Raw genomic sequence first — 17,513 nt, 5'->3', positions numbered from 1 at the left:
CCCGGGCATGGGACTGAAGCCGACGCACCGCCCGCCCCGCCCCCGGCGGCGCGCCGGCACCCTCTCGCTCGCCGCGTGCACCCTGCTGCTGGCAGGGCTGCTGGCAGGGTGCCAGGGGCAGGCGACCGAGGAGGCGCCCAGCCCGGCCCCCGATCCGGCCTCCCCCGCCGCGACCGAGACGCCGTCCGAGGATGGTGCCGCGCCCGACGCGGCGCAGTGCCTGCTCTCCGCGGACCAGCTCGCCCGGATCACCGGGGTGACGCAGGCCGCCATCGAGCCGCGCAAGCCCCGGGAGACCCTGGTCTGCGAGCCCGAGTCGGCCGACGAGCGCGGCGTGTGGATCTGGTGGTACCTCGAGGAGAGGGCCGGTGCGTCTTCCCCGACCTTCGCGGAGCTGAAGGACGAGGTGGAGCTGCCCGGCGGGGAGATCGCGCGCGCCACGCTCGACGACGGGAGCGAGGCCTGGCTGGTCCAGGGCGGGTCGCAGGCCCAGCCCGCCCTCCAGGTGATCGCCGCCGTCGACGCCACCGTCGTCCAGGTCTTCGCCTCGACGATGCCCTCGCCGCAGGACCCGTTTCCCCGGCAGCGGCTCACCGACGAAGCGCTCGCCACCGCCGCCGCGCTGCTCTCGGCCCTGGGCTGAGCAGCCGGGCGACGCCGGACGGGCCCCGACCTAGAGTGGCCCCATGAGTCGCGCACTGGTCGTCAAGGTCACCTGCGGAGCCGAGGACGCCGAGCGCCTCAACCAGGCGTTCACCGTCGCGGCGGCGGCGACCGCCGCCGGTGCGGACGTCTCCCTCTGGCTCACCGGCGACGCCGCCTGGATGGGGGTGCCGGGGCGCGCCGAGGAGTTCGACCTGCCGCTGGCCACGCCGCTGTCCCAGCTGCGCGACGCCGTGCTCGGCGCCGGCCGGCTGACCGTCTGCTCCCAGTGCGCCGCCCGACGCGGGCTCGTCGAGGCCGACATGGTGCCCGGCGTACGGGTGGCCGGCGCGGCGCTCTTCGCCGAGGAGGTCCTCGGGGAGGGCGTCCAGGCGCTGGTCTACTGACCCCCCCCGCCGCGGACGTCATCACCATCGGTCGCCGGGGCCACCGCTCGCGATGACCTCCGGCGGGAGCGCGCGGGACGTCATCACCAGCGGTCGCCCCAGGCGCCACCCACGATGACGTCCGGCGGGAGCGCGCGGGACGTCATCACCAGCGGTCGCCCCAGGCGCCACCCACCATGACGTCCGGCGAACCCGCCGTCCGGCGAACCCACCGCGCCGGCAAGCCCGCGGGCGGGCGTCAGGCGGGGCGGACGCCGAGCAGCTCGCGCGCCGCGGCGGGAGTCATCGGCTCGCGCTGGGCCAGCTCGCCGGCCGCGACCGCGCGGCGTACGAGCTGGGCGTTGGACTCCACCGGTACGCCGCGGCTGATCGTCAGCACGTCCTCCATCCCGACCCGCAGGTGACCGCCCTTGCTGAGCGAGGCCAGCATCACCGGCAGCGTGGAGCGACCGATGCCGGTCGCCGACCAGGAGGTGACCTGCGGCGGCAGGTCGCGGACGGCGGCGACCATGGCGTCCGCGGTGCCGTCCATCCCGCCCGGCACCCCCATCACCAGGTCGACGTGGACCCTGCCGCCGGCCGGCAGCCCGTAGCGGTCCAGCAGCCGGGTCAACGCGTGCACCTGTCCGAGGTCGAAGAGCTCGAACTCCGGCACCACCGCCCGCTCCTGGGCCAGCTGGTAGAGCTCGACCACGAAGGGCCACGGGTTGAGGAAGACGTCGTCGCCGAAGTTGGTGGTGCCCATGGTGAGGCTGCAGGAGTCGGGCTCCGCGTCGAGCACCTTGAGCCGCTCGGCGAGCGGGTCGTGGACCGATCCGCCGGTCGAGAGCTGCACCACCAGGTCCGTGCTCTCGCGCAGCGCGGCGACCGTCTCGCGCAGCCGGCCGCCGTCCAGGGTGGGCCGGTGCTCGGCGTCGCGGACGTGCACGTGGATCATCGCCGCCCCGGCGGCCTCGCACTCCCGCGCGGTGGCGACCAGCTCCTCCAGCGTGCTGGGCAGCTGGGGGCAGTCGGCCTTGGAGGTCTCGGCGCCGGTCGGGGCGACGGTGATGAGCAGGGGGCCTGGCATGGACCCATGCTGGCAGACTCGGACTCAACTGCCCCAGCATCGAACAGGAGGATGTTCTTCGTGCGCGCCGTGGTTCAGCGAGTGGTGTCGGCTTCGGTCTCTGTGGACGGAAGAGTTGTGGGGCAGCTGCACGGGCCGGGACTGTTGGTCTATCTCGGGGTCACCCACGACGACGGCCCGGACGAGATCACCTGGATGGCCCGGAAGGTGTGGAGCCTGCGGGTGCTGCCCGAGGAGCGCTCGGCCAGCGAGGTGGACGCGCCGATCCTGGTGGTCAGCCAGTTCACCCTCTACGGCGACGCGGTGAAGGGGCGGCGACCCACCTGGGCGGCCGCCGCGCCGGGGCCGGTCAGCGAGCCGGTGTACGACCAGTTCTGCGGCGAGCTGCAGGCGCTGGGAGCGCGGGTGGAGAAGGGGATCTTCGGCGCCGACATGCAGGTGGAGTCGGTCAACGACGGTCCGTTCACGCTGCTCCTCGAGCGCTGAGCCGGCGCCCACCGCGGGACCGCCGGGACCGCTGTCCGCCCGGCCCGCTCCGTCAGACCCCGCTGGTGTCCTGCTCCAGCCGCTGCAGCTCGCGCCGGATCGAGGCGTTGCCGAGCCGCAGCCGCATCTGGGCCGTCCCCGGGAGCCGGCCGACGCCGTGGGTCAGGGGCACGTTGACCGCCATCCGCCAGGCGTTGAACCAGGGCGGGCGGACCGGGAGGCCCAGGTCGCGCATCGCGCCGAGGCCGAGGAGTCCGGTGGCGGTGCTCAACGTCCGCTCCCGCTCCCAGCAGGCGGCCAGGCGGCCGCGCTCGACGGAGTCGATCGACGCGATCAGGGCGCGGGCGAGGTCGCGGCTGTTCTGGTCGGGCGGCGGGTCGCCGGCGAGGAACCGGTAGAGCAACCGGCGACCGATCCGCTCGGTGCGCGGCAGCCACTCCTCCTCCACCCCCATCAGCCACCCCACGTAGGACCACAGGTGCATGACCGCGTCGCCGTCGCGGCGGGAGACACGGTGGCCGAGCAGCCTCGCGTGCAGCAGGAAGCTGGTGCTGAAGACCCCCAACGTGCTGGCCTGGTCGTACTGGTTGATCGGGGTGCCGCGCAGCTCCCAGTCCCAGTCGTCGGCGCGCTCGAGCTGGTCGTTGATCATCGCGTGCACCAGCCTCACGTGGACGGCCGCGCGCCACCCCGGCGCCCGGGGCGCGAGCCCGCCGGGGGCGGTGATCGCCAGCCACCACGCGGTGGTCTCGGCCAGCCGCCGCCCGGCGTCGGAGCCCAGCAGCCGCCCGGTCCGCACCAGCGGCTCCAGCGCCGCAGCGGTGCGGTAGCCCCCCAGCAGCGACCCCAGGCCCAGCACCCGCAGCCCGTCGACCCCGAACCGGCGGCAGGCCAGCGCCCCCCGCTCCAGCAGCTCGTCGTCGACCCAGTCGGGGCGCGGCTCCAGGGTGGCCGCGAAGGCGCGCAGCGCCGGGGGCGTGTCGTCGTCGACGCCGCGCTCGAGGGCGTGCGTCACCTGCCCCATGGTGACGCTGCGGTCGCGGCGGATCGCGCCGGCCAGCGCCGCCCCGGGCTCGTCGCGGCGCAGCAACGCCTCCTGGAGCCGGGCCACGTCGGCGGACGTGGGCCGGGCACCCGGGCCGGCGACCAGCCGCAGCGGCGCCGCGGCCCGCTCGGACCAGCGCGGGTCGAGCCGGTAGCGGCGCGGGACGGCACGCGCGGGGTGGTCCGAGAGCATCGTGTTGCCTGGCATTCCAGGAACCCTAGGGACCCCCACCCACCGTGTCACCCCCGCGTTCACCGAGCAGTGCCACACTGACAACATGTCCTCCCCGCTCCCCCTCCACCTCGGCGCCAGCAGTGCGGAGGGGCCGGTCGAGGCCGCGCCTTTCGCCCACGCGCCCGACACCTTCGACGTCGAGCCGCCCTACGTCCCCGATGCCGAGACCGTCGCCGCGGTGGAGCAGTACGACGACCGCTTCCTGGACCGCGAGCTCTCCTGGCTGCGCTTCAACGAGCGGGTCCTGGAGCTGGCAGAGGACCCCTCCGTGCCGCTGCTGGAGCGCGCCCGCTTCCTGGCGATCTTCACCAGCAACCTCGACGAGTTCTTCATGGTCCGGGTCGCCGGGCTCAAGCGACGGATCGCGGCCGGGGTCGCCGTCCGGGCCGCCTCCGGGCTGCTGCCCCGGGAGATCCTGGAGCACATCTCGCGCCAGGCCGGCGAGCTGATGCAGCGCCAGGCCAGGCTCTTCCTCGACGAGGTCATCCCGGCGCTGCGCGACGAGGGCATCGAGCTGGTCCGCTGGGACCAGCTGACCCGCGAGGAGCAGAAGTACTGCAAGCGGATCTTCAAGGAGCGGGTCTTCCCCGTGCTCACCCCGCTCGCGGTCGACCCCGCCCACCCCTTCCCCTACATCTCCGGCCTCTCGCTCAACCTGGCCGTGATCGTGCGCGACCCCGAGGCCGGCACCGAGCACTTCGCGCGGGTCAAGGTGCCCCAGATCTTCAGCCGCTTCGTGCCCCTGGGCAACCAGCGGTTCGTGCCGCTCGAGGACGTCATCCGCGAGCACCTCAAGCGGCTCTTCCCGGGGATGGAGGTCGTCCGCTCCCACACCTTCCGGGTCACCCGCAACGAGGACCTCGAGGTCGAGGAGGACGACGCCGAGAACCTCCTCAAGGCCCTGGAGAAGGAGCTGCTGCGCCGCAAGTTCGGCCCTCCGGTGCGCCTGGAGGTCGAGGACTCCATGAGCAACCGGATGCGCGACCTGCTCGTCTCCGAGCTGGGCGTCCAGCCCGACGAGGTCTTCGCCCTGCCGGGGCCGCTGGACCTGCGCGGGCTGCACGGCATCGCCGACCTGCCCCGCGAGGACCTGCAGTACCCGGCGTTCGTGCCCACCACCCACCCCCTGCTGGCCGAGGTCGAGTCCGCCTCACCGGTCGACGTCTTCGAGGCCCTACGCCGTCACGACGTGCTGCTGCACCACCCCTACGACTCCTTCGCGACCTCGGTGCAGCGCTTCCTCGAGCAGGCGGCCGCCGACCCGCACGTGCTGGCCATCAAGCAGACCCTCTACCGGACCTCGGGCGACTCCCCGATCATCGACGCCCTCGTCGACGCCGCCGAGGCCGGCAAGCAGGTGCTGGTGATCGTGGAGATCAAGGCCCGGTTCGACGAGCAGGCCAACATCCGCTGGGCGCGCAAGCTCGAGCAGGCCGGGTGTCACGTGGTCTACGGCCTGGTGGGCCTCAAGACCCACTGCAAGCTGGCGATGGTGGTCCGCGAGGACCCCGACGGGATCCGTCGCTACACCCACATCGGGACGGGCAACTACAACCCCAAGACCGCCCGTACCTACGAGGACCTCGGGCTGCTGACCTGCAACGACGCCATCGGTGAGGACGTCGCCCACCTCTTCAACAACCTCTCGGGGATCTCGCGCGACGCCACCTACGACACCCTCCTGGTGGCCCCCTCGACCGTCCGGAGCGGGCTGATCGACCAGATCCACGCCGAGGTGGCCCACCACCTGGCCGGCCGCCCCGCGCGGATCCGGATCAAGGCCAACTCGGTGGTCGACGAGGCCGTCATCGACTCGCTGTACCTCGCCTCCCAGGCGGGCGTGCCGGTGCAGCTGCTGGTCCGCGGCATCTGTGCCCTGCGCCCCGGCGTGCCCGGACTCTCGGAGACCGTGCAGGTGCGCTCGGTGCTGGGCCGGTTCCTGGAGCACAGCCGGATCTTCTGGTTCGAGAACGGCGGCGAGCCGACCGCCTGGATCGGCTCCGCCGACATGATGCACCGCAACCTCGACCGCCGGGTCGAGGTCCTGGTGCGGCTGCCCGACGACGCCAACCGCGACCGGCTCGGCGCGGTCCTCGACCTCGCCTTCGACCCCGGGACCCGCGCCTGGGAGCTCGGAGCCGACGGCGAGTGGCGCCGCCACCAGGGTGACGTGCACCTCCAGTCGGCGCTCATCGAGCGCCAGCGCCGGCGTCGCTGAGCCCGGACGGAGGCCCTGACTTGCGTTCCGACGTCGTCGTGCCCGTAAAGTGAAGTCGTTCCCGTCCTGCTCACCAGGAGTTGTCCGTGGGTTTCAGGTTCCGCCCCGTCGAGTCTTCCTTCTACGACCTCTTCAGTGAGTTCGGCACCCACCTCGTGAGGGGCGCCGACATCCTCGCCGAGATGCTGTCGGACGAGTCCGACCGTGACGACGTCGCCCGGCGCATGCGCGAGGCCGAGCACGCCGCCGACGAGACGACCCACGCGATCATCCGCCGGGTCAACTCCACCTTCGTCACGCCGTTCGACCGCGAGGACATCTACGACCTCGCCTCGGGCCTCGACGACATCATGGACATGATGGAGGAGGCGGTCGACCTCATCCTGCTCTACGAGGTGCGCAACCTGCCCTCCGAGCTGTCCAACCAGGTCGAGGTCATCCAGCGCTGCGCCGAGCTGACCGCCAAGGCGATGCCGCGGCTGAAGTCGATGGCCGACCTCAACGACTACTGGATCGAGATCAACCGTCTCGAGAACAGCGGCGACAAGAGCTACCGGCGCATCCTGGCCAGCCTCTTCAGCGGCAAGTACGAGGCGCTGGAGGTGCTCAAGCTCAAGGACGTCGTCGAGTCCCTCGAGGGCGCCATCGACGCCTTCGAGAAGGTCGCCAACACGGTGGAGCAGATCGCGGTCAAGGAGTCCTGACCCGATGGAGCTCGCGATCGTCATCGCGGTGGTCGTCGTCGCCCTCGTCTTCGACTACACCAACGGCTTCCACGACGCCGCCAACGCGATCGCCACCTCGGTCTCGACCCGGGCACTGACGCCGCGGGTCGCGCTCGGGATGGCGGCCGTCATGAACTTCGTCGGGGCCTTCCTCGGCCAGAAGGTGGCCCACACGGTCTCCGACGTCATCGATCCCGGGCTGGGCAGCCATGCCCTGACCATCGTGATGGCGGGCCTGCTGGGCGCCATCGCGTGGAACATGATCACCTGGTACTTCGGTCTCCCCTCCTCCTCCTCGCACGCCCTGATCGGCGGCCTGGTGGGCGCCGCGCTGGCCGCGGGCGTCTTCGTCAAGTGGGACACCGTGGTCGCCAAGGTCGCGATCCCGATGATCCTCTCGCCGCTGGTCGCCTTCACGCTCGGCTTCGTGGTCATGCTCGGCATCATGTGGGCGGCCCGCCGGGCCAACCCCTCCAAGGCCAACCGGGGCTTCAAGATCGCCCAGACCATCTCCGCCGCTGCGATGGCGCTCGGTCACGGCCTCCAGGACGCGCAGAAGACGATGGGCGTCATCTTCCTCGCCCTGCTGGCCGGCGGCCACGTCTCCGAGGGCGACGGGCTGCCCCTGTGGGTGATCATCGCCGCGGCCACCGCGATCTCGCTCGGCACCTGGTCCGGCGGCTGGCGGATCATGCGCACCCTGGGCCGCCGGATCATCCACCTCGACCCGCCCCGCGGCTTCGCCGCCGAGTCGGTGGCGGCCTCGGTGCTCTACACCACCGCCTACGTGTGGGAGGCGCCGATCTCCACCACCCACACCATCACCTCCGCGGTGATGGGCGTGGGCGCCACCAAGCGCCTCTCCGCGGTGCGCTGGGGCGTGGCGAAGTCGATCCTCGCCGCCTGGATCCTCACCTTCCCGGCGGCCGGCCTGGTGGCCGCGATCTGCTACTGGATCGCCCACCTCTGGCTGCCGTGATCCTTCCGGGACCTTCGACCCCTATCCTTCTGCCATGATCTCGTCGACCGGCGGGCCCACGCCGGTCCAGCGGATCACCGCCACGGCCGTGCACGCCTACACCGCGGTCGGCTCCGTGCTGGCCCTGCTGATGGTGCACTTCTCCTACGAGGGCCGGGTCGAGCTGGTGCTCTGGCTCTTCCTCGTCGCGATGGTGATCGACGGCACCGACGGGATGCTGGCCCGGCGACTGCGGGTCAAGGAGGTGCTGCCGGGCTTCGACGGCGCACTGCTCGACAACATCGTCGACTACATCACCTACGTCTTCGCCCCGATGGTGCTGCTGTGGGCCAACGGCTACCTGCCGGCGGGGTGGCTGGGCGGCGTCTGCGCGGCCGTCCCGCTGCTGGCCTCCTGCTACCAGTTCTGCCGCACCGACGCCAAGACCGACGACCACTTCTTCCTGGGCTTCCCCAGCTACTGGAACATCGTCGCCTTCTACGCCGTCGTCCTCGGCCTCAGCGAGACCGTCACGGCCGCGCTGATCCTGGTGCTCGCCGTCCTGGTCTTCGTGCCGGTCAAGTACGTCTACCCCTCCCGCACCCCCGCGCTGTGGGCGGTCAACATGACGCTGGCGTCGCTCTGGCTCGTCCTCTTCGGTCTCATCACCGCCGACCTGCCCGACCCCCCCGACCTGCTGGTCGCCCTCTCGCTGGTCTACGTCGCCTACTACGTCGCGGTCAGCCTGTGGCTCACCGCCCGCAGCGCGGGTCGGACCGTGGTGGCGCACCGCGACGCCCGGCGCGAGCGCCAGCTCGTCTGACGCACTCCCGCGCGCCCGCCCGCCGTACGCCGCCCGCCGACCGCCCGCCGTACGTCATCACGACTGGTCGCCCGAGGCACCGCTGACGATGACGTCCCGCGGCAGCCGCGGCCGCCCCGGGCGTACGTCATCACAACTCGTCGCCCGAGGCACCGCTGACGATGACGTCCCGCGGCAGCCGCGGACGCCCCGGGCGGACGTCATCACGACTGGTCGCCCCAGGCACCGCTGACGATGACGTCCCGCGGGAGGGGGCAGCCCCGCGAGGCGAGGGCCCGGGCGACCTGGCGGAAGAAGTCGTCGGGGGCCACGCGCAGGCCGAGCAGCGGCAGTCGCAGCACCAACGCTCCGTGCATGGTCATCTCGTTCTGGCGAAGCGCATCGGGCACCACCACCGAGGCCCACTGGTGGTGCGCGCCGTCGACCTCGACGACGACCCCCCACTCCTCCCACATGACGTCGAGGAAGTGCGTGCCGTGGGCACTTCTGCGACGCACCTGCCGGGTGGGCTCCGGCAAGCCACGGCTCCGGCACTCGCGCGCGAAGTAGCAGCTCCGGAGTGGTCAGCCCCTGCTGGACGGCCATGGTGAGGATGAGCGCAGCCTGCCGCCGAGTCCGCGCCCAGAGCGCGGCACGGATCGCAGCCACGTGGGGCTGCGTCCTCGGCACGCCCTGCGGCACGACGTCCGCCGCGTTCCACCTCCGGGTCTGCCGCATGTCGACACCCGGTACCCGGGTGACCAGGGCACCGCGCGGCAGCGAGACGCGGATGCTGTCGGCATCGAACCCCTTGAGGCCTGCCGCGACGAGTGCGGAGACGCCGTCGAGGCAGGCACGTGGTCCGGCCTCCAGCACCGCCACCCACTCCCTCGCCCGGTCGTCGAGAGGACCCGTGTGGACGGCGAGCGTCTGCCGCCCGGTCCGCCGCCAGCGCTCCGCGCGGACCTGGGCGCGGACCTCCGCCCGGGTGACGCCGGCGGCGTACAGCTGGCGACGGGACACGATGCCGGCCTGGGGCGCGGCCAGCGCGGCCGCCCGGCGGCGACGCGCGTGACGGAGCTCGATGGCGGGGCGCGGTCCCTGCGGTGACATGGTGACGAACCTGCCTGAGCAGGCCACGGCGCTGCTCGCGCGAGCGCGCAGCCCTGTGGAGGAGTACGTCGTCCCCAGGCCGCCGCCGTCCCCGCGCCCTCTTCGGGCGTCATCGGGAGCGGCTCCCCCGACGACCGCTCGTGATGACGTCCCGCGGGAGGGGGGCGGGAGGGCGGCTGCCGACGCCCGGACGTCATCGGGAAGGGCTGCCCCGACGACCGCTCGTGATGACGTCCCGCGGGAGGGGGCGGGGCGGGTCAGCCGAAGCGGCCGGAGATGTAGGCCTCGGTGGAGGGGTCGTCGGGGTTGGCGAACATCTTCTGGGTCGAGTTGAACTCGACCAGGTGGCCCGGCTCGCCGGTGGCCTTGAGGTTGAAGAAGCCGGTCTCGTCGGAGACCCGGGCCGCCTGCTGCATGTTGTGGGTCACGATCACGATCGTGTAGTCGCTCTTGAGCTCGTGGATGAGGTCCTCGATGGCGGCGGTCGAGATCGGGTCGAGCGCCGAGCAGGGCTCGTCCATCAGCAGCACCTGGGGCTCGACCGCGATCGCGCGGGCGATGCAGAGCCGCTGCTGCTGGCCCCCCGAGAGGCCCATCCCGGGCTTGCCGAGCCGGTCCTTGACCTCGTTCCACAGGTTGGCGCCGCGCAGCGACCGCTCCACGATCTCGTCGGCCTCGGCCTTCTTCATCTTGCGCGCGTTGAGCCGGTTGCCGGCCAGCACGTTCTCGTAGATCGACATGGTGGGGAAGGGGTTGGGGCGCTGGAAGACCATCCCGATCTGGCGCCGCACCTCCACCGGGTCGACCCCGGGGTCGTAGAGCGACTGGCCGTCGACCACCACCTTGCCCTCGACCCGCGCGCCCGGGATCACCTCGTGCATCCGGTTGAGCGAGCGCAGGAAGGTCGACTTCCCGCAGCCGGACGGGCCGATGAACGCGGTCACCGACCGCGAGCGGATCGTCATGGTGACACCCTGGACGGCGAGGAAGTCGCCGTAGTAGATGTCGAGGTCGGAGATGTCGATGCTCTTGGCCATCGGTTCGTCGTTCTCTCTCTGGTGCTTCGTCGGGAAAGCGGGTCAGCGGCCGGTCTTGGGGGCGAAGCGCCGGCCGATCGCACGGGCCAGCAGGTTGAGCGTCATCACGATCGCGATGAGCACCAACGCGGCGCCCCAGGCCCGCTCCCGGCCGAACTCGGGCGGGATCCCCGGCTGCATGTAGGAGTAGTAGATGAAGACCGGCAGGGTCGCCATCCGCTCGGCGAACGCGTTGAGGTTCACCGAGTCGGTGTCGCCGGCGATGATGAGCAGCGGCGCGGTCTCGCCGGCGACCCGGGCCACGGCCAGCATCACCCCGGTGACGATGCCGGCCATCGAGGTGGGCAGCACCACCTTGGTCACGGTGCGCCACTTGGCCACGCCCAGGGCGTACGACGCCTCGCGCAGCTCGTCGGGCACCAGCTTGAGCATCTCCTCGGTGGAGCGGACCACGATCGGGATCATCAGCACCGCCAGCGCCACCGACCCACCGAACCCCATCCGGACCCCGGGGCCGAAGAAGAGCACGAAGAGCGCGTAGGCGAAGAGACCGGCCACGATCGAGGGGATGCCGGTCATCACGTCGACCAGGAAGGTGATCACCCGGGCGGTGCGGGTGCCGGCGCCGTACTCGACGAGGTAGATCGCCGCCATCACGCCGATCGGCACCGAGATCGCCGCCGCCCAGGCGGTGATGATCAGGGTGCCCAGGATGGCGTGGTAGATCCCGCCGCCCTCGCCGACGACGTTGCGCATCGAGAAGGTGAAGAACTCGCGCGACAGCGCCGGGACCCCGTTGCCGATCACCTGCCACAGCAGGCTGATCAGCGGCACCATGGCCAGCCCGAAGGCGCCCCACATCAGGGAGGTGGCCAACCGGTCGCGGGCCCTGCGCGAGCCCTCCACGGCGCCGGACCAGACCGGTAGCGCGACCAGGTGGGTGAGGGCCGCGACCAGCACACCGGCGACCGGCCCCCAGCCGAGGACGACCATCGGCAGCGCTCCGACGGCGACGGCCAGGGCGAGGACCAGGGCCGGCGCCTGGGCGGGAAGCTGCGGGCGGACCAGCGGGATCGACCCGGCCGGCGCGGCGGCGGGAGCGGCGTCGCCCTCGGAGCCGGACGGCTGCGTGGCCGAGGCGTCGGGCTGCGTCTTCAGGTGCGTCGGGGTCTCCATCTCAGCGACCTCCCTTCACGGCGCCCCGCGTGGCGATGAGCCGGGCGAGGAAGTTGACGACGAAGGTGACGACGAAGAGCACCAGGCCGGAGAAGATCAGCACGTTGACCCGCACCCCGGAGGCCTCGGGGAACCCGAGCGCGATGTTGGCGGCGATGGTCGACGGGTTGACCGAGGAGATCAGGTTGAAGGTGATCACCCCGGTCGCGGAGAGGACCATGGCGACCGCCATCGTCTCGCCCAGCGCCCGGCCCAGGCCGAGCATGACCGCGGAGATCATCCCCGACCGGGCGTAGGGGAAGACGGTCATCCGGATCATCTCCCACCGGGTCGCGCCCAGGGCCAGGGCCGCCTCCTGGTGGAGGGTGGGGGTCTGGGCGAAGATCTCGCGGCAGATGGCGGTGATGATCGGCAGCGCCATGATCGCCAGCACCAGGCCGGCGGTCAGGATGGAGCGTCCGTTGGCCGGGCCCTCGAAGAAGGGCAGCCAGCCCAGGTGCTCGGCCAGCCACTCGTAGACCGGGTGGACGCGCGGGGCGAAGAACTGGATCCCCCACAGCCCGTAGACCACCGAGGGCACGGCGGCGAGCAGGTCGATCAGGTAGCCGATCGGCTTCGCCAGGCGCCGCGGGGCGTAGTGGGAGATGACCAGCGCCAGCGCGATGCTCAGCGGGGCCGCCACCAGGATCGCCAGCAGGGCAGCCAGCAGGGTGCCGAAGAGGAGCGGCCAGACGTAGACGACGATGTTGTCGGCGCCGATCCGCTCCGACGGGGCCGTGATGGCCGGGACGCCCTCGATGGTGAGGAAGAGGGCGACCCCGGCGAGGGCGACCAGGATGAGGATCCCGGCGGCACGCGCCAGCCCGGCGAAGACGAGGTCGCCGGTACGCCGCACCCTGACGGGGGCGGCAGCACGCTCGGTGGTTGCCGTGGGCACGAGGGTCCTTCCTGGTCCGGTCACGCGGGGAGGGCGGGGGTCACCCGGCGGAGATGGCGTCGACGTGGCGCTGCGCCTCCTCGGCGAGGGAGTCCGCGAGCGGCGCGGAGCCGGCGTTCTCCTGGGCGGTGGCCTGGCCCTCGTCGCTGAGGACGTAGGTCAGGTAGCCCTTGACCAGCTCGGCGGTGGCGGCGTCCTCGTAGGTGCCGCACGCCATCAGGTAGGAGGTCAGCACGATCGGGTAGACGCCGGCCTCGTCGGTCTCGTAGTCGAGGTCGAAGACCATGGAGGTCTCGGCACGGCCCTCGACCCGCGGGGAGACCTCGAGGATCTTGGCGGCGGCCTCCGCGGTCGGCGCCACGAACTCCTCGCCCACCTGGACCCGGGCGACGCCCAGCTCCCCGGCCTGGCTGGCGTCGGCGTAGCCGATGCTGTTGACGCCGTTGCCGACCGCGGAGACGACGCCGGAGGTCTGGTTGGCGCCCTCCCCGGCCTTGATCGGCCACTCCTCCACCTCGCCGTGCGGCCAGGCGTCGGGGGCCACCACCGAGAGGTAGTGGGTGAAGTTCCCGGTGGTGCCCGATTCGTCGGAGCGGTGGACGGCGGTGATGGCGGCGTCCGGCAGGTCGGCGTCGGGGTTGGTCTCGACGATGGCCGGGTCGTCCCAGCGGGTGATCTTGCCGTTGAAGATCCCGGCGATCACCTCGGGGGTCAGGTTCAGCTCGTCGACGCCCTCGACGTTGAAGACGACCGCGATGGGAGAGACGTAGTTGGGGATCTCGATCGGCGCCGCGGTGCACCGCTCCGTGGCCGCGGAGAGCTCGCCCTCGTCGTCGTCGAGGTAGGAGTCGGAGCCGGCGAAGGCGAAGCCGCCGGAGACGAAGCCCTCGCGGCCGCCGCCCGAGCCGGTGGGGTCGTAGTTGACGGTCACGTCGGGGTTGGCCTGCTGGAAGCCGGCGCGCCAGGCGTTCTGGGCGGCCTCCTGCGAGCTGGCACCACCCCCGTTGAGGGTGCCGGAGAGGCCGGACGGCGACTCGCCGTCGGCGGAGGCTTGCTCGTTGGCCGCGCCGCAGGCCGAGAGGGTCAGGGTCAGGGCCGCGATACCGGGGACGATCACCCGGCGGAAGGAAGTGCTCGTCACTTCGTTGTCTCCTGAGTCTTCATGAGTGCTGACAACAGGAGTGAAGACCGTCGAGGTGACCATCGCCCCGGGCGCCGGTGAACGCCGGGTGAACGGGGGTGGGGAGTTGGTCGAATCCCGCGCCCTCAGGCCCGGGGGGCGCCGAGCAGCTCGGTCGCGACCACCCGGCGACCGCGGTGGTGGACCACCACCATGCCGCCCTTCTCGAGCCGCGTCATCGGCAGCCCGAGGGCGGCCAGGACGTCGGGCAGCACCGGACGATGGGTGCACACCACCGCGCACTCCTCGGTGTCGAGCAGCCGGGTGACCAGCGCCGTCACCGACCGGGCGGTGGCGTCCTCCTCGCTGAGCACGTCGGTCGCCTCGATCGCCAGCCCGTCGGCGGCCAACGGCGCGACGGTGTCGACGCACCGGGTGGAGCTGGAGGTCACCACCCGGGTCACGCCGTACGCGTCGAGCACCGGGGCCAGCGCGTGGGCCTGCTCGGCGCCGACGTCGGTGAGCGGCCGCTCGCGGTCGTCGCCGTCCCACCCCTTGCGCGGCAGCGCCACCGCGTGGCGCAGCACCACCAGGGCCTCGGTGCGACGCCGCAGCCGCCGGGCGTGCTCCAGGGTCGTGCGATCGCGGGCGTAGGTCAGCCGGGAGGCCGCCTTCGACCACGGCACCCACGCGACGCGGTCTATCTCGCCGGCGCGGGTGTAGTGGTCGACCGCGTCGTCCCCGCGCACCCGGGCCGCCCAGTAGTGCACGACCTTGTCGCGCCCGCCGGTCTCGTAGCGCTGGCGCGGCAGCGGCACCCCCAGGCGCACCCGCAGCCCGGTCTCCTCCTCGACCTCGCGCACCGCGCAGGCCGGCAGCTGCTCGCCGGGGTCGAGCTTGCCCTTGGGGAAGGACCAGTCGTCGTAGCGGGGGCGGTGCACCAGGAGCACCTCGTGGCCCGGGCGGCTGACGACCGCGCCGGCGGCCACGGTCTCCGCACCCCCGATGGGGCCCTGCGCCGGCATGACGGCAGTCTCACACACCGGCGACGCCGGGCGGAGGAGCGCGGCCGCTCAGCCGGCCAGGTCGCGGCGGCGCAGCCCGGCCAGCCCGACGCCGGCCGCCGCCACGGCCAGGGCGAGCACCACCGTCGCGGGCACCGGGTCCCAGGAGTCGGCCGGGAGCAGCGGCAGGTGCCAGAACGGGGAGAGGCCCGCGACCGCGTCCGGCAGGTCCAGCAGGTCGCCCAGGTAGGACTGGAGGAGGGCGAAGGCGAAGAACGCCCAGGCCAGCACCGTCCCGCGCGGCCACCACCCCAGGAGCAGCACCGCCGAGGCGGCCACCAGCAGCACCGCCGGCACGGTCGCCAGGCAGGCGCCGAGCAGCGGCCAGAAGAGGCCGGGGTCACCGGAGACGAGGGCATGCGTGCCGGCCATGCCGACCCCCACCAGCAGCATCACCAGCAGGGTGCCGCCGACGGTGACGCCCAGCTGCCCCGCCGCCCACCGGGTCCGGGAGACGCCCGTGGCCAGCACCACCTCGGCCCGGCCGTCGGTCTCCTCGTGGCGCAGCCGCATCGCGGAGGAGACGGCGTACGCCGAGGCGAGCACGGCGAGGAGCGAGACGGCGAAGCCGAAGTAGCCGCGGACCACGTCGTCGAGCCCGCTCCCGATGACCTCGGCGATCTCGGGGTTGGAGGCCACCAGGGTCTCCACCTCGCGGCCGACCGCCCCGAAGAGGCAGCCCATCGCCAGCAGGCCCGCTGCCCAGCCCAGCGTCATGCCCCGCTGCACCCGGAGCGCCAGCCCGAACGGGGTGCCCAGGGAGGCCGGGGCCCGTGGTCGCCCACCCCGCGGCTGCAGCAGTCCGGCGCCGAAGTCCCGGTGCGCGGCGAGCCACGCCGCGCCGGCCAGCACCAGCGCGGCGAAGGCGAGGAGCAGCAGGAGCGGCCACCACCGCTGGTCGCCGTAGGCCCGCACGCCCTCCTGCCAGCCGAACGGCGAGAGCCAGACGAGGCGGCCGCCGCGGACCGCACCGACGCCGCGGAGCAGGAAGAGGAGACCCAGCACCGCGATCGTCAGCCCCAGCGCGGCCCGGGCCGAGGAGGCCACCTGCGCCGCGACCGCGGCCACGGCGGTGAAGGCCAGCCCGACGCCGACCAGCGCGGCCCCGTGGAGCAGCGAGCCGCTCGCCGGGAGGCCGGCGGCGAGGAGCACCGCGGCGTCCAGCAGACCGACGAGCAGGCAGGCGCCGGCGGCGACCAGCAGCGTCGCGGCGATGGCCGAGTGCCGACCGAGCACCGTGCTGCGCAGCAGCTCGGCGGCGCCCGACTCCTCCTCGGCCCGGGTGTGCCGGACCACCAGGAAGGTGACCATCAGCGCGACCAGCACCCCCGAGGTGGCGGTGAGCTCGTAGGCGGTGATGCCGCCCAGGGTGTCCACGGCGTACGGCGTCCCGTTGAGGAGCTTGCCGGCGGCGCTGCTCTCGACGGTGGCGCGGTAGCCGGCCACCTTGGCGGGGGTGTCGTAGAGGGACTGCAGGGACGCCGCCGAGACGGCGGTGAGCGCGGTGAGGCCGACGACCCACAACGGCAGCCGGACCCGGTCGCGGCGCAGCGCGAGCCGGACCAGGTGGCGGGTGCCGGTCAGGTCGCTCACGGGTCGATCCGCTCGCCGTACTGCTGGAGGAAGAGCGCCTCCAGGGTCGGGGGGTGGGCCTGCAGGGAGAGGAGGCCGGCCTCGGAGAGGTGGCGCAGCGCCTCGCCGATGCGGGCGGAGTCGACCTCGAAGGAGACCCGCCCGTCCTGGTGCTGCACGTGGTGGACGCCGGCGACCTCGTCGAGCCCGGCGGCGGGCCGCGCGGTCTCCGCGACCACGGTGGTGCGGGTCAGGTGCCTGAGGTCGGCGAGGGACCCGGTGAGCACGTTGACGCCCGCGCGGATGATGCTGACCCGGTCGCAGAGCGCCTCCACCTCGGCGAGGATGTGGCTGGAGAGCAGCACCGTGGCGCCCTCGGCGCGCATCTCGTGCACCACCCGCTGGAACTCCGCCTCCATCAGCGGGTCGAGCCCGGAGGTCGGCTCGTCGAAGAGGTAGAGCTCGACCCGGGAGGACAGCGCAGCGACCAGCGCGACCTTCTGGCGGTTGCCCTTGGAGTAGGTGCGCGCCTTGCGGGTGGGGTCGAGCTCGAAGCACTCGAGCAGCTCGGCGCGCCGCCGTTCGTCGAGCCCGCCGCGCATCCGCCCCAGCAGGTCGATCACCTCGCCCCCGGTCAGGGTGGGCCAGAGGTTGACGTCGCCGGGCACGTAGGCGAGGCGGCGGTGCAGCTCGGCGGCCTCGCGCCACGGGTCGCCGTCCAGCAGCCGGACCCGCCCCTCGTCGGCGCGCAGCAGCCCGAGCAGCACCCGCATCGTGGTCGACTTCCCCGACCCGTTGGGCCCGAGGAAGCCGTGCACCTCGCCGGTCTCCACCCGCAGGTCGAACCCGTCCAGAGCCCGCACAGTGCCGAAGGTCTTGACCACCCGCTCGATCTCGATCGCGCTCAT

Annotated in this window: 17 protein-coding genes; 7 read left to right on the top strand and 10 right to left on the bottom strand. The window is 72.7% G+C overall.

What is annotated here, in order from left to right; translation table 11 throughout:
• Window positions 1-7: 7 nt before the first annotated feature.
• The gene (locus tag AC4BGE_RS12170; protein ID WP_490575441.1) at window positions 8-643 is read left to right on the top strand and encodes a hypothetical protein; all 636 of its coding nucleotides are present in this window, start codon (window positions 8-10) and stop codon (window positions 641-643) included.
• Between the two features lie 43 nt (window positions 644-686).
• Window positions 687-1,049, top strand: coding sequence for a DsrE family protein (locus AC4BGE_RS12165; RefSeq protein WP_490575440.1), 363 nt, complete (start codon window positions 687-689; stop codon window positions 1,047-1,049).
• Window positions 1,050-1,287: 238 nt separating this feature from the next.
• On the opposite strand, the gene AC4BGE_RS12160 is transcribed toward AC4BGE_RS12165, so the two are convergent.
• Complete coding sequence (locus AC4BGE_RS12160) at window positions 1,288-2,118, bottom strand: beta-keto acid cleavage family enzyme (RefSeq protein ID WP_490575439.1); 831 nt, start codon at window positions 2,116-2,118, stop codon at window positions 1,288-1,290.
• A 60-nt stretch (window positions 2,119-2,178) separates the two neighbouring features.
• On the opposite strand from AC4BGE_RS12160, the gene dtd reads away from it, so the two are divergent.
• Window positions 2,179-2,604 carry a D-aminoacyl-tRNA deacylase gene (dtd, locus tag AC4BGE_RS12155; RefSeq protein ID WP_490575438.1) on the top strand — a complete coding sequence of 142 codons (426 nt, stop codon included), beginning with the start codon at window positions 2,179-2,181 and terminating at the stop codon, window positions 2,602-2,604.
• Window positions 2,605-2,656: 52 nt separating this feature from the next.
• Here the strand turns inward: dtd and AC4BGE_RS12150 are convergent, their stop codons facing one another.
• The gene (locus tag AC4BGE_RS12150; protein ID WP_490575437.1) at window positions 2,657-3,856 is read right to left on the bottom strand and encodes an oxygenase MpaB family protein; all 1,200 of its coding nucleotides are present in this window, start codon (window positions 3,854-3,856) and stop codon (window positions 2,657-2,659) included.
• Window positions 3,857-3,926: 70 nt separating this feature from the next.
• Between AC4BGE_RS12150 and AC4BGE_RS12145 the strand changes: the two genes are divergently transcribed.
• From AC4BGE_RS12145 to AC4BGE_RS12130, 4 genes are all read left to right on the top strand, one after another.
• Window positions 3,927-6,101, top strand: coding sequence for an RNA degradosome polyphosphate kinase (locus AC4BGE_RS12145; protein WP_490575436.1), 2,175 nt, complete (start codon window positions 3,927-3,929; stop codon window positions 6,099-6,101).
• 86 nt (window positions 6,102-6,187) lie between these two features.
• Window positions 6,188-6,805 (top strand): DUF47 domain-containing protein, encoded by a 618-nt coding sequence (locus tag AC4BGE_RS12140; protein WP_490571321.1) that lies wholly within the window; start codon window positions 6,188-6,190, stop codon window positions 6,803-6,805.
• 4 nt (window positions 6,806-6,809) lie between these two features.
• Complete coding sequence (locus AC4BGE_RS12135) at window positions 6,810-7,805, top strand: inorganic phosphate transporter (protein WP_490571322.1); 996 nt, start codon at window positions 6,810-6,812, stop codon at window positions 7,803-7,805.
• 34 nt (window positions 7,806-7,839) lie between these two features.
• Window positions 7,840-8,607: a CDP-alcohol phosphatidyltransferase family protein gene (locus tag AC4BGE_RS12130; RefSeq protein WP_490575435.1), complete on the top strand. Its 768-nt coding sequence runs from the start codon at window positions 7,840-7,842 to the stop codon at window positions 8,605-8,607.
• A gap of 203 nt (window positions 8,608-8,810) precedes the next feature.
• Here the strand turns inward: AC4BGE_RS12130 and AC4BGE_RS12125 are convergent, their stop codons facing one another.
• The 8 genes from AC4BGE_RS12125 to AC4BGE_RS12090 form a co-directional block, all read right to left on the bottom strand.
• Window positions 8,811-9,125 carry a DUF559 domain-containing protein gene (locus AC4BGE_RS12125; RefSeq protein ID WP_490575434.1) on the bottom strand — a complete coding sequence of 105 codons (315 nt, stop codon included), beginning with the start codon at window positions 9,123-9,125 and terminating at the stop codon, window positions 8,811-8,813.
• Window positions 9,126-9,956: 831 nt separating this feature from the next.
• Entirely contained in the window at window positions 9,957-10,736 is a 780-nt protein-coding gene (gene pstB, locus AC4BGE_RS12120; protein WP_490571325.1) for a phosphate ABC transporter ATP-binding protein PstB, read from the bottom strand.
• Between the two features lie 42 nt (window positions 10,737-10,778).
• The gene (gene pstA, locus AC4BGE_RS12115; protein ID WP_490575433.1) at window positions 10,779-11,912 is read right to left on the bottom strand and encodes a phosphate ABC transporter permease PstA; all 1,134 of its coding nucleotides are present in this window, start codon (window positions 11,910-11,912) and stop codon (window positions 10,779-10,781) included.
• Between the two features lies 1 nt (window position 11,913).
• Complete coding sequence (gene pstC, locus AC4BGE_RS12110; protein WP_490575432.1) at window positions 11,914-12,849, bottom strand: phosphate ABC transporter permease subunit PstC; 936 nt, start codon at window positions 12,847-12,849, stop codon at window positions 11,914-11,916.
• Between the two features lie 40 nt (window positions 12,850-12,889).
• A complete protein-coding gene (pstS, locus tag AC4BGE_RS12105; RefSeq protein WP_490575431.1) occupies window positions 12,890-13,990 on the bottom strand; it encodes a phosphate ABC transporter substrate-binding protein PstS in 1,101 nt (366 codons plus the stop codon).
• Between the two features lie 125 nt (window positions 13,991-14,115).
• Entirely contained in the window at window positions 14,116-14,994 is an 879-nt protein-coding gene (locus AC4BGE_RS12100; protein WP_490575430.1) for an NUDIX hydrolase, read from the bottom strand.
• A 48-nt stretch (window positions 14,995-15,042) separates the two neighbouring features.
• Window positions 15,043-16,626, bottom strand: a complete 1,584-nt coding sequence (locus tag AC4BGE_RS12095; protein ID WP_490575429.1) for an ABC transporter permease — start codon at window positions 16,624-16,626, stop codon at window positions 15,043-15,045.
• Complete coding sequence (locus AC4BGE_RS12090; RefSeq protein WP_490575428.1) at window positions 16,623-17,513, bottom strand: ABC transporter ATP-binding protein; 891 nt, start codon at window positions 17,511-17,513, stop codon at window positions 16,623-16,625. The genes AC4BGE_RS12095 and AC4BGE_RS12090 overlap by 4 nt, the downstream gene beginning before the upstream one ends.

Source organism: Nocardioides sp. Z50_6 (assembly GCF_058215755.1).
The sequence above is the reverse complement of the archived record's forward strand: the minus strand, read 5'-3'. Positions and strand labels throughout refer to the sequence as shown.

Coding starts and splice junctions, on each gene's coding strand:
- AC4BGE_RS12150 (WP_490575437.1), bottom strand. CDS start 3,856: ATGCCAGGCAACACGATGCTCTCGGACCACCCCGCGCGTGCCGTCCCG.
- AC4BGE_RS12160 (WP_490575439.1), bottom strand. CDS start 2,118: ATGCCAGGCCCCCTGCTCATCACCGTCGCCCCGACCGGCGCCGAGACC.
- AC4BGE_RS12100 (WP_490575430.1), bottom strand. CDS start 14,994: ATGCCGGCGCAGGGCCCCATCGGGGGTGCGGAGACCGTGGCCGCCGGC.
- AC4BGE_RS12135 (WP_490571322.1), top strand. CDS start 6,810: ATGGAGCTCGCGATCGTCATCGCGGTGGTCGTCGTCGCCCTCGTCTTC.
- pstB (WP_490571325.1), bottom strand. CDS start 10,736: ATGGCCAAGAGCATCGACATCTCCGACCTCGACATCTACTACGGCGAC.
- AC4BGE_RS12130 (WP_490575435.1), top strand. CDS start 7,840: ATGATCTCGTCGACCGGCGGGCCCACGCCGGTCCAGCGGATCACCGCC.
- AC4BGE_RS12170 (WP_490575441.1), top strand. CDS start 8: ATGGGACTGAAGCCGACGCACCGCCCGCCCCGCCCCCGGCGGCGCGCC.
- AC4BGE_RS12165 (WP_490575440.1), top strand. CDS start 687: ATGAGTCGCGCACTGGTCGTCAAGGTCACCTGCGGAGCCGAGGACGCC.
- pstA (WP_490575433.1), bottom strand. CDS start 11,912: ATGGAGACCCCGACGCACCTGAAGACGCAGCCCGACGCCTCGGCCACG.
- AC4BGE_RS12145 (WP_490575436.1), top strand. CDS start 3,927: ATGTCCTCCCCGCTCCCCCTCCACCTCGGCGCCAGCAGTGCGGAGGGG.
- AC4BGE_RS12090 (WP_490575428.1), bottom strand. CDS start 17,513: ATGAGCGCGATCGAGATCGAGCGGGTGGTCAAGACCTTCGGCACTGTG.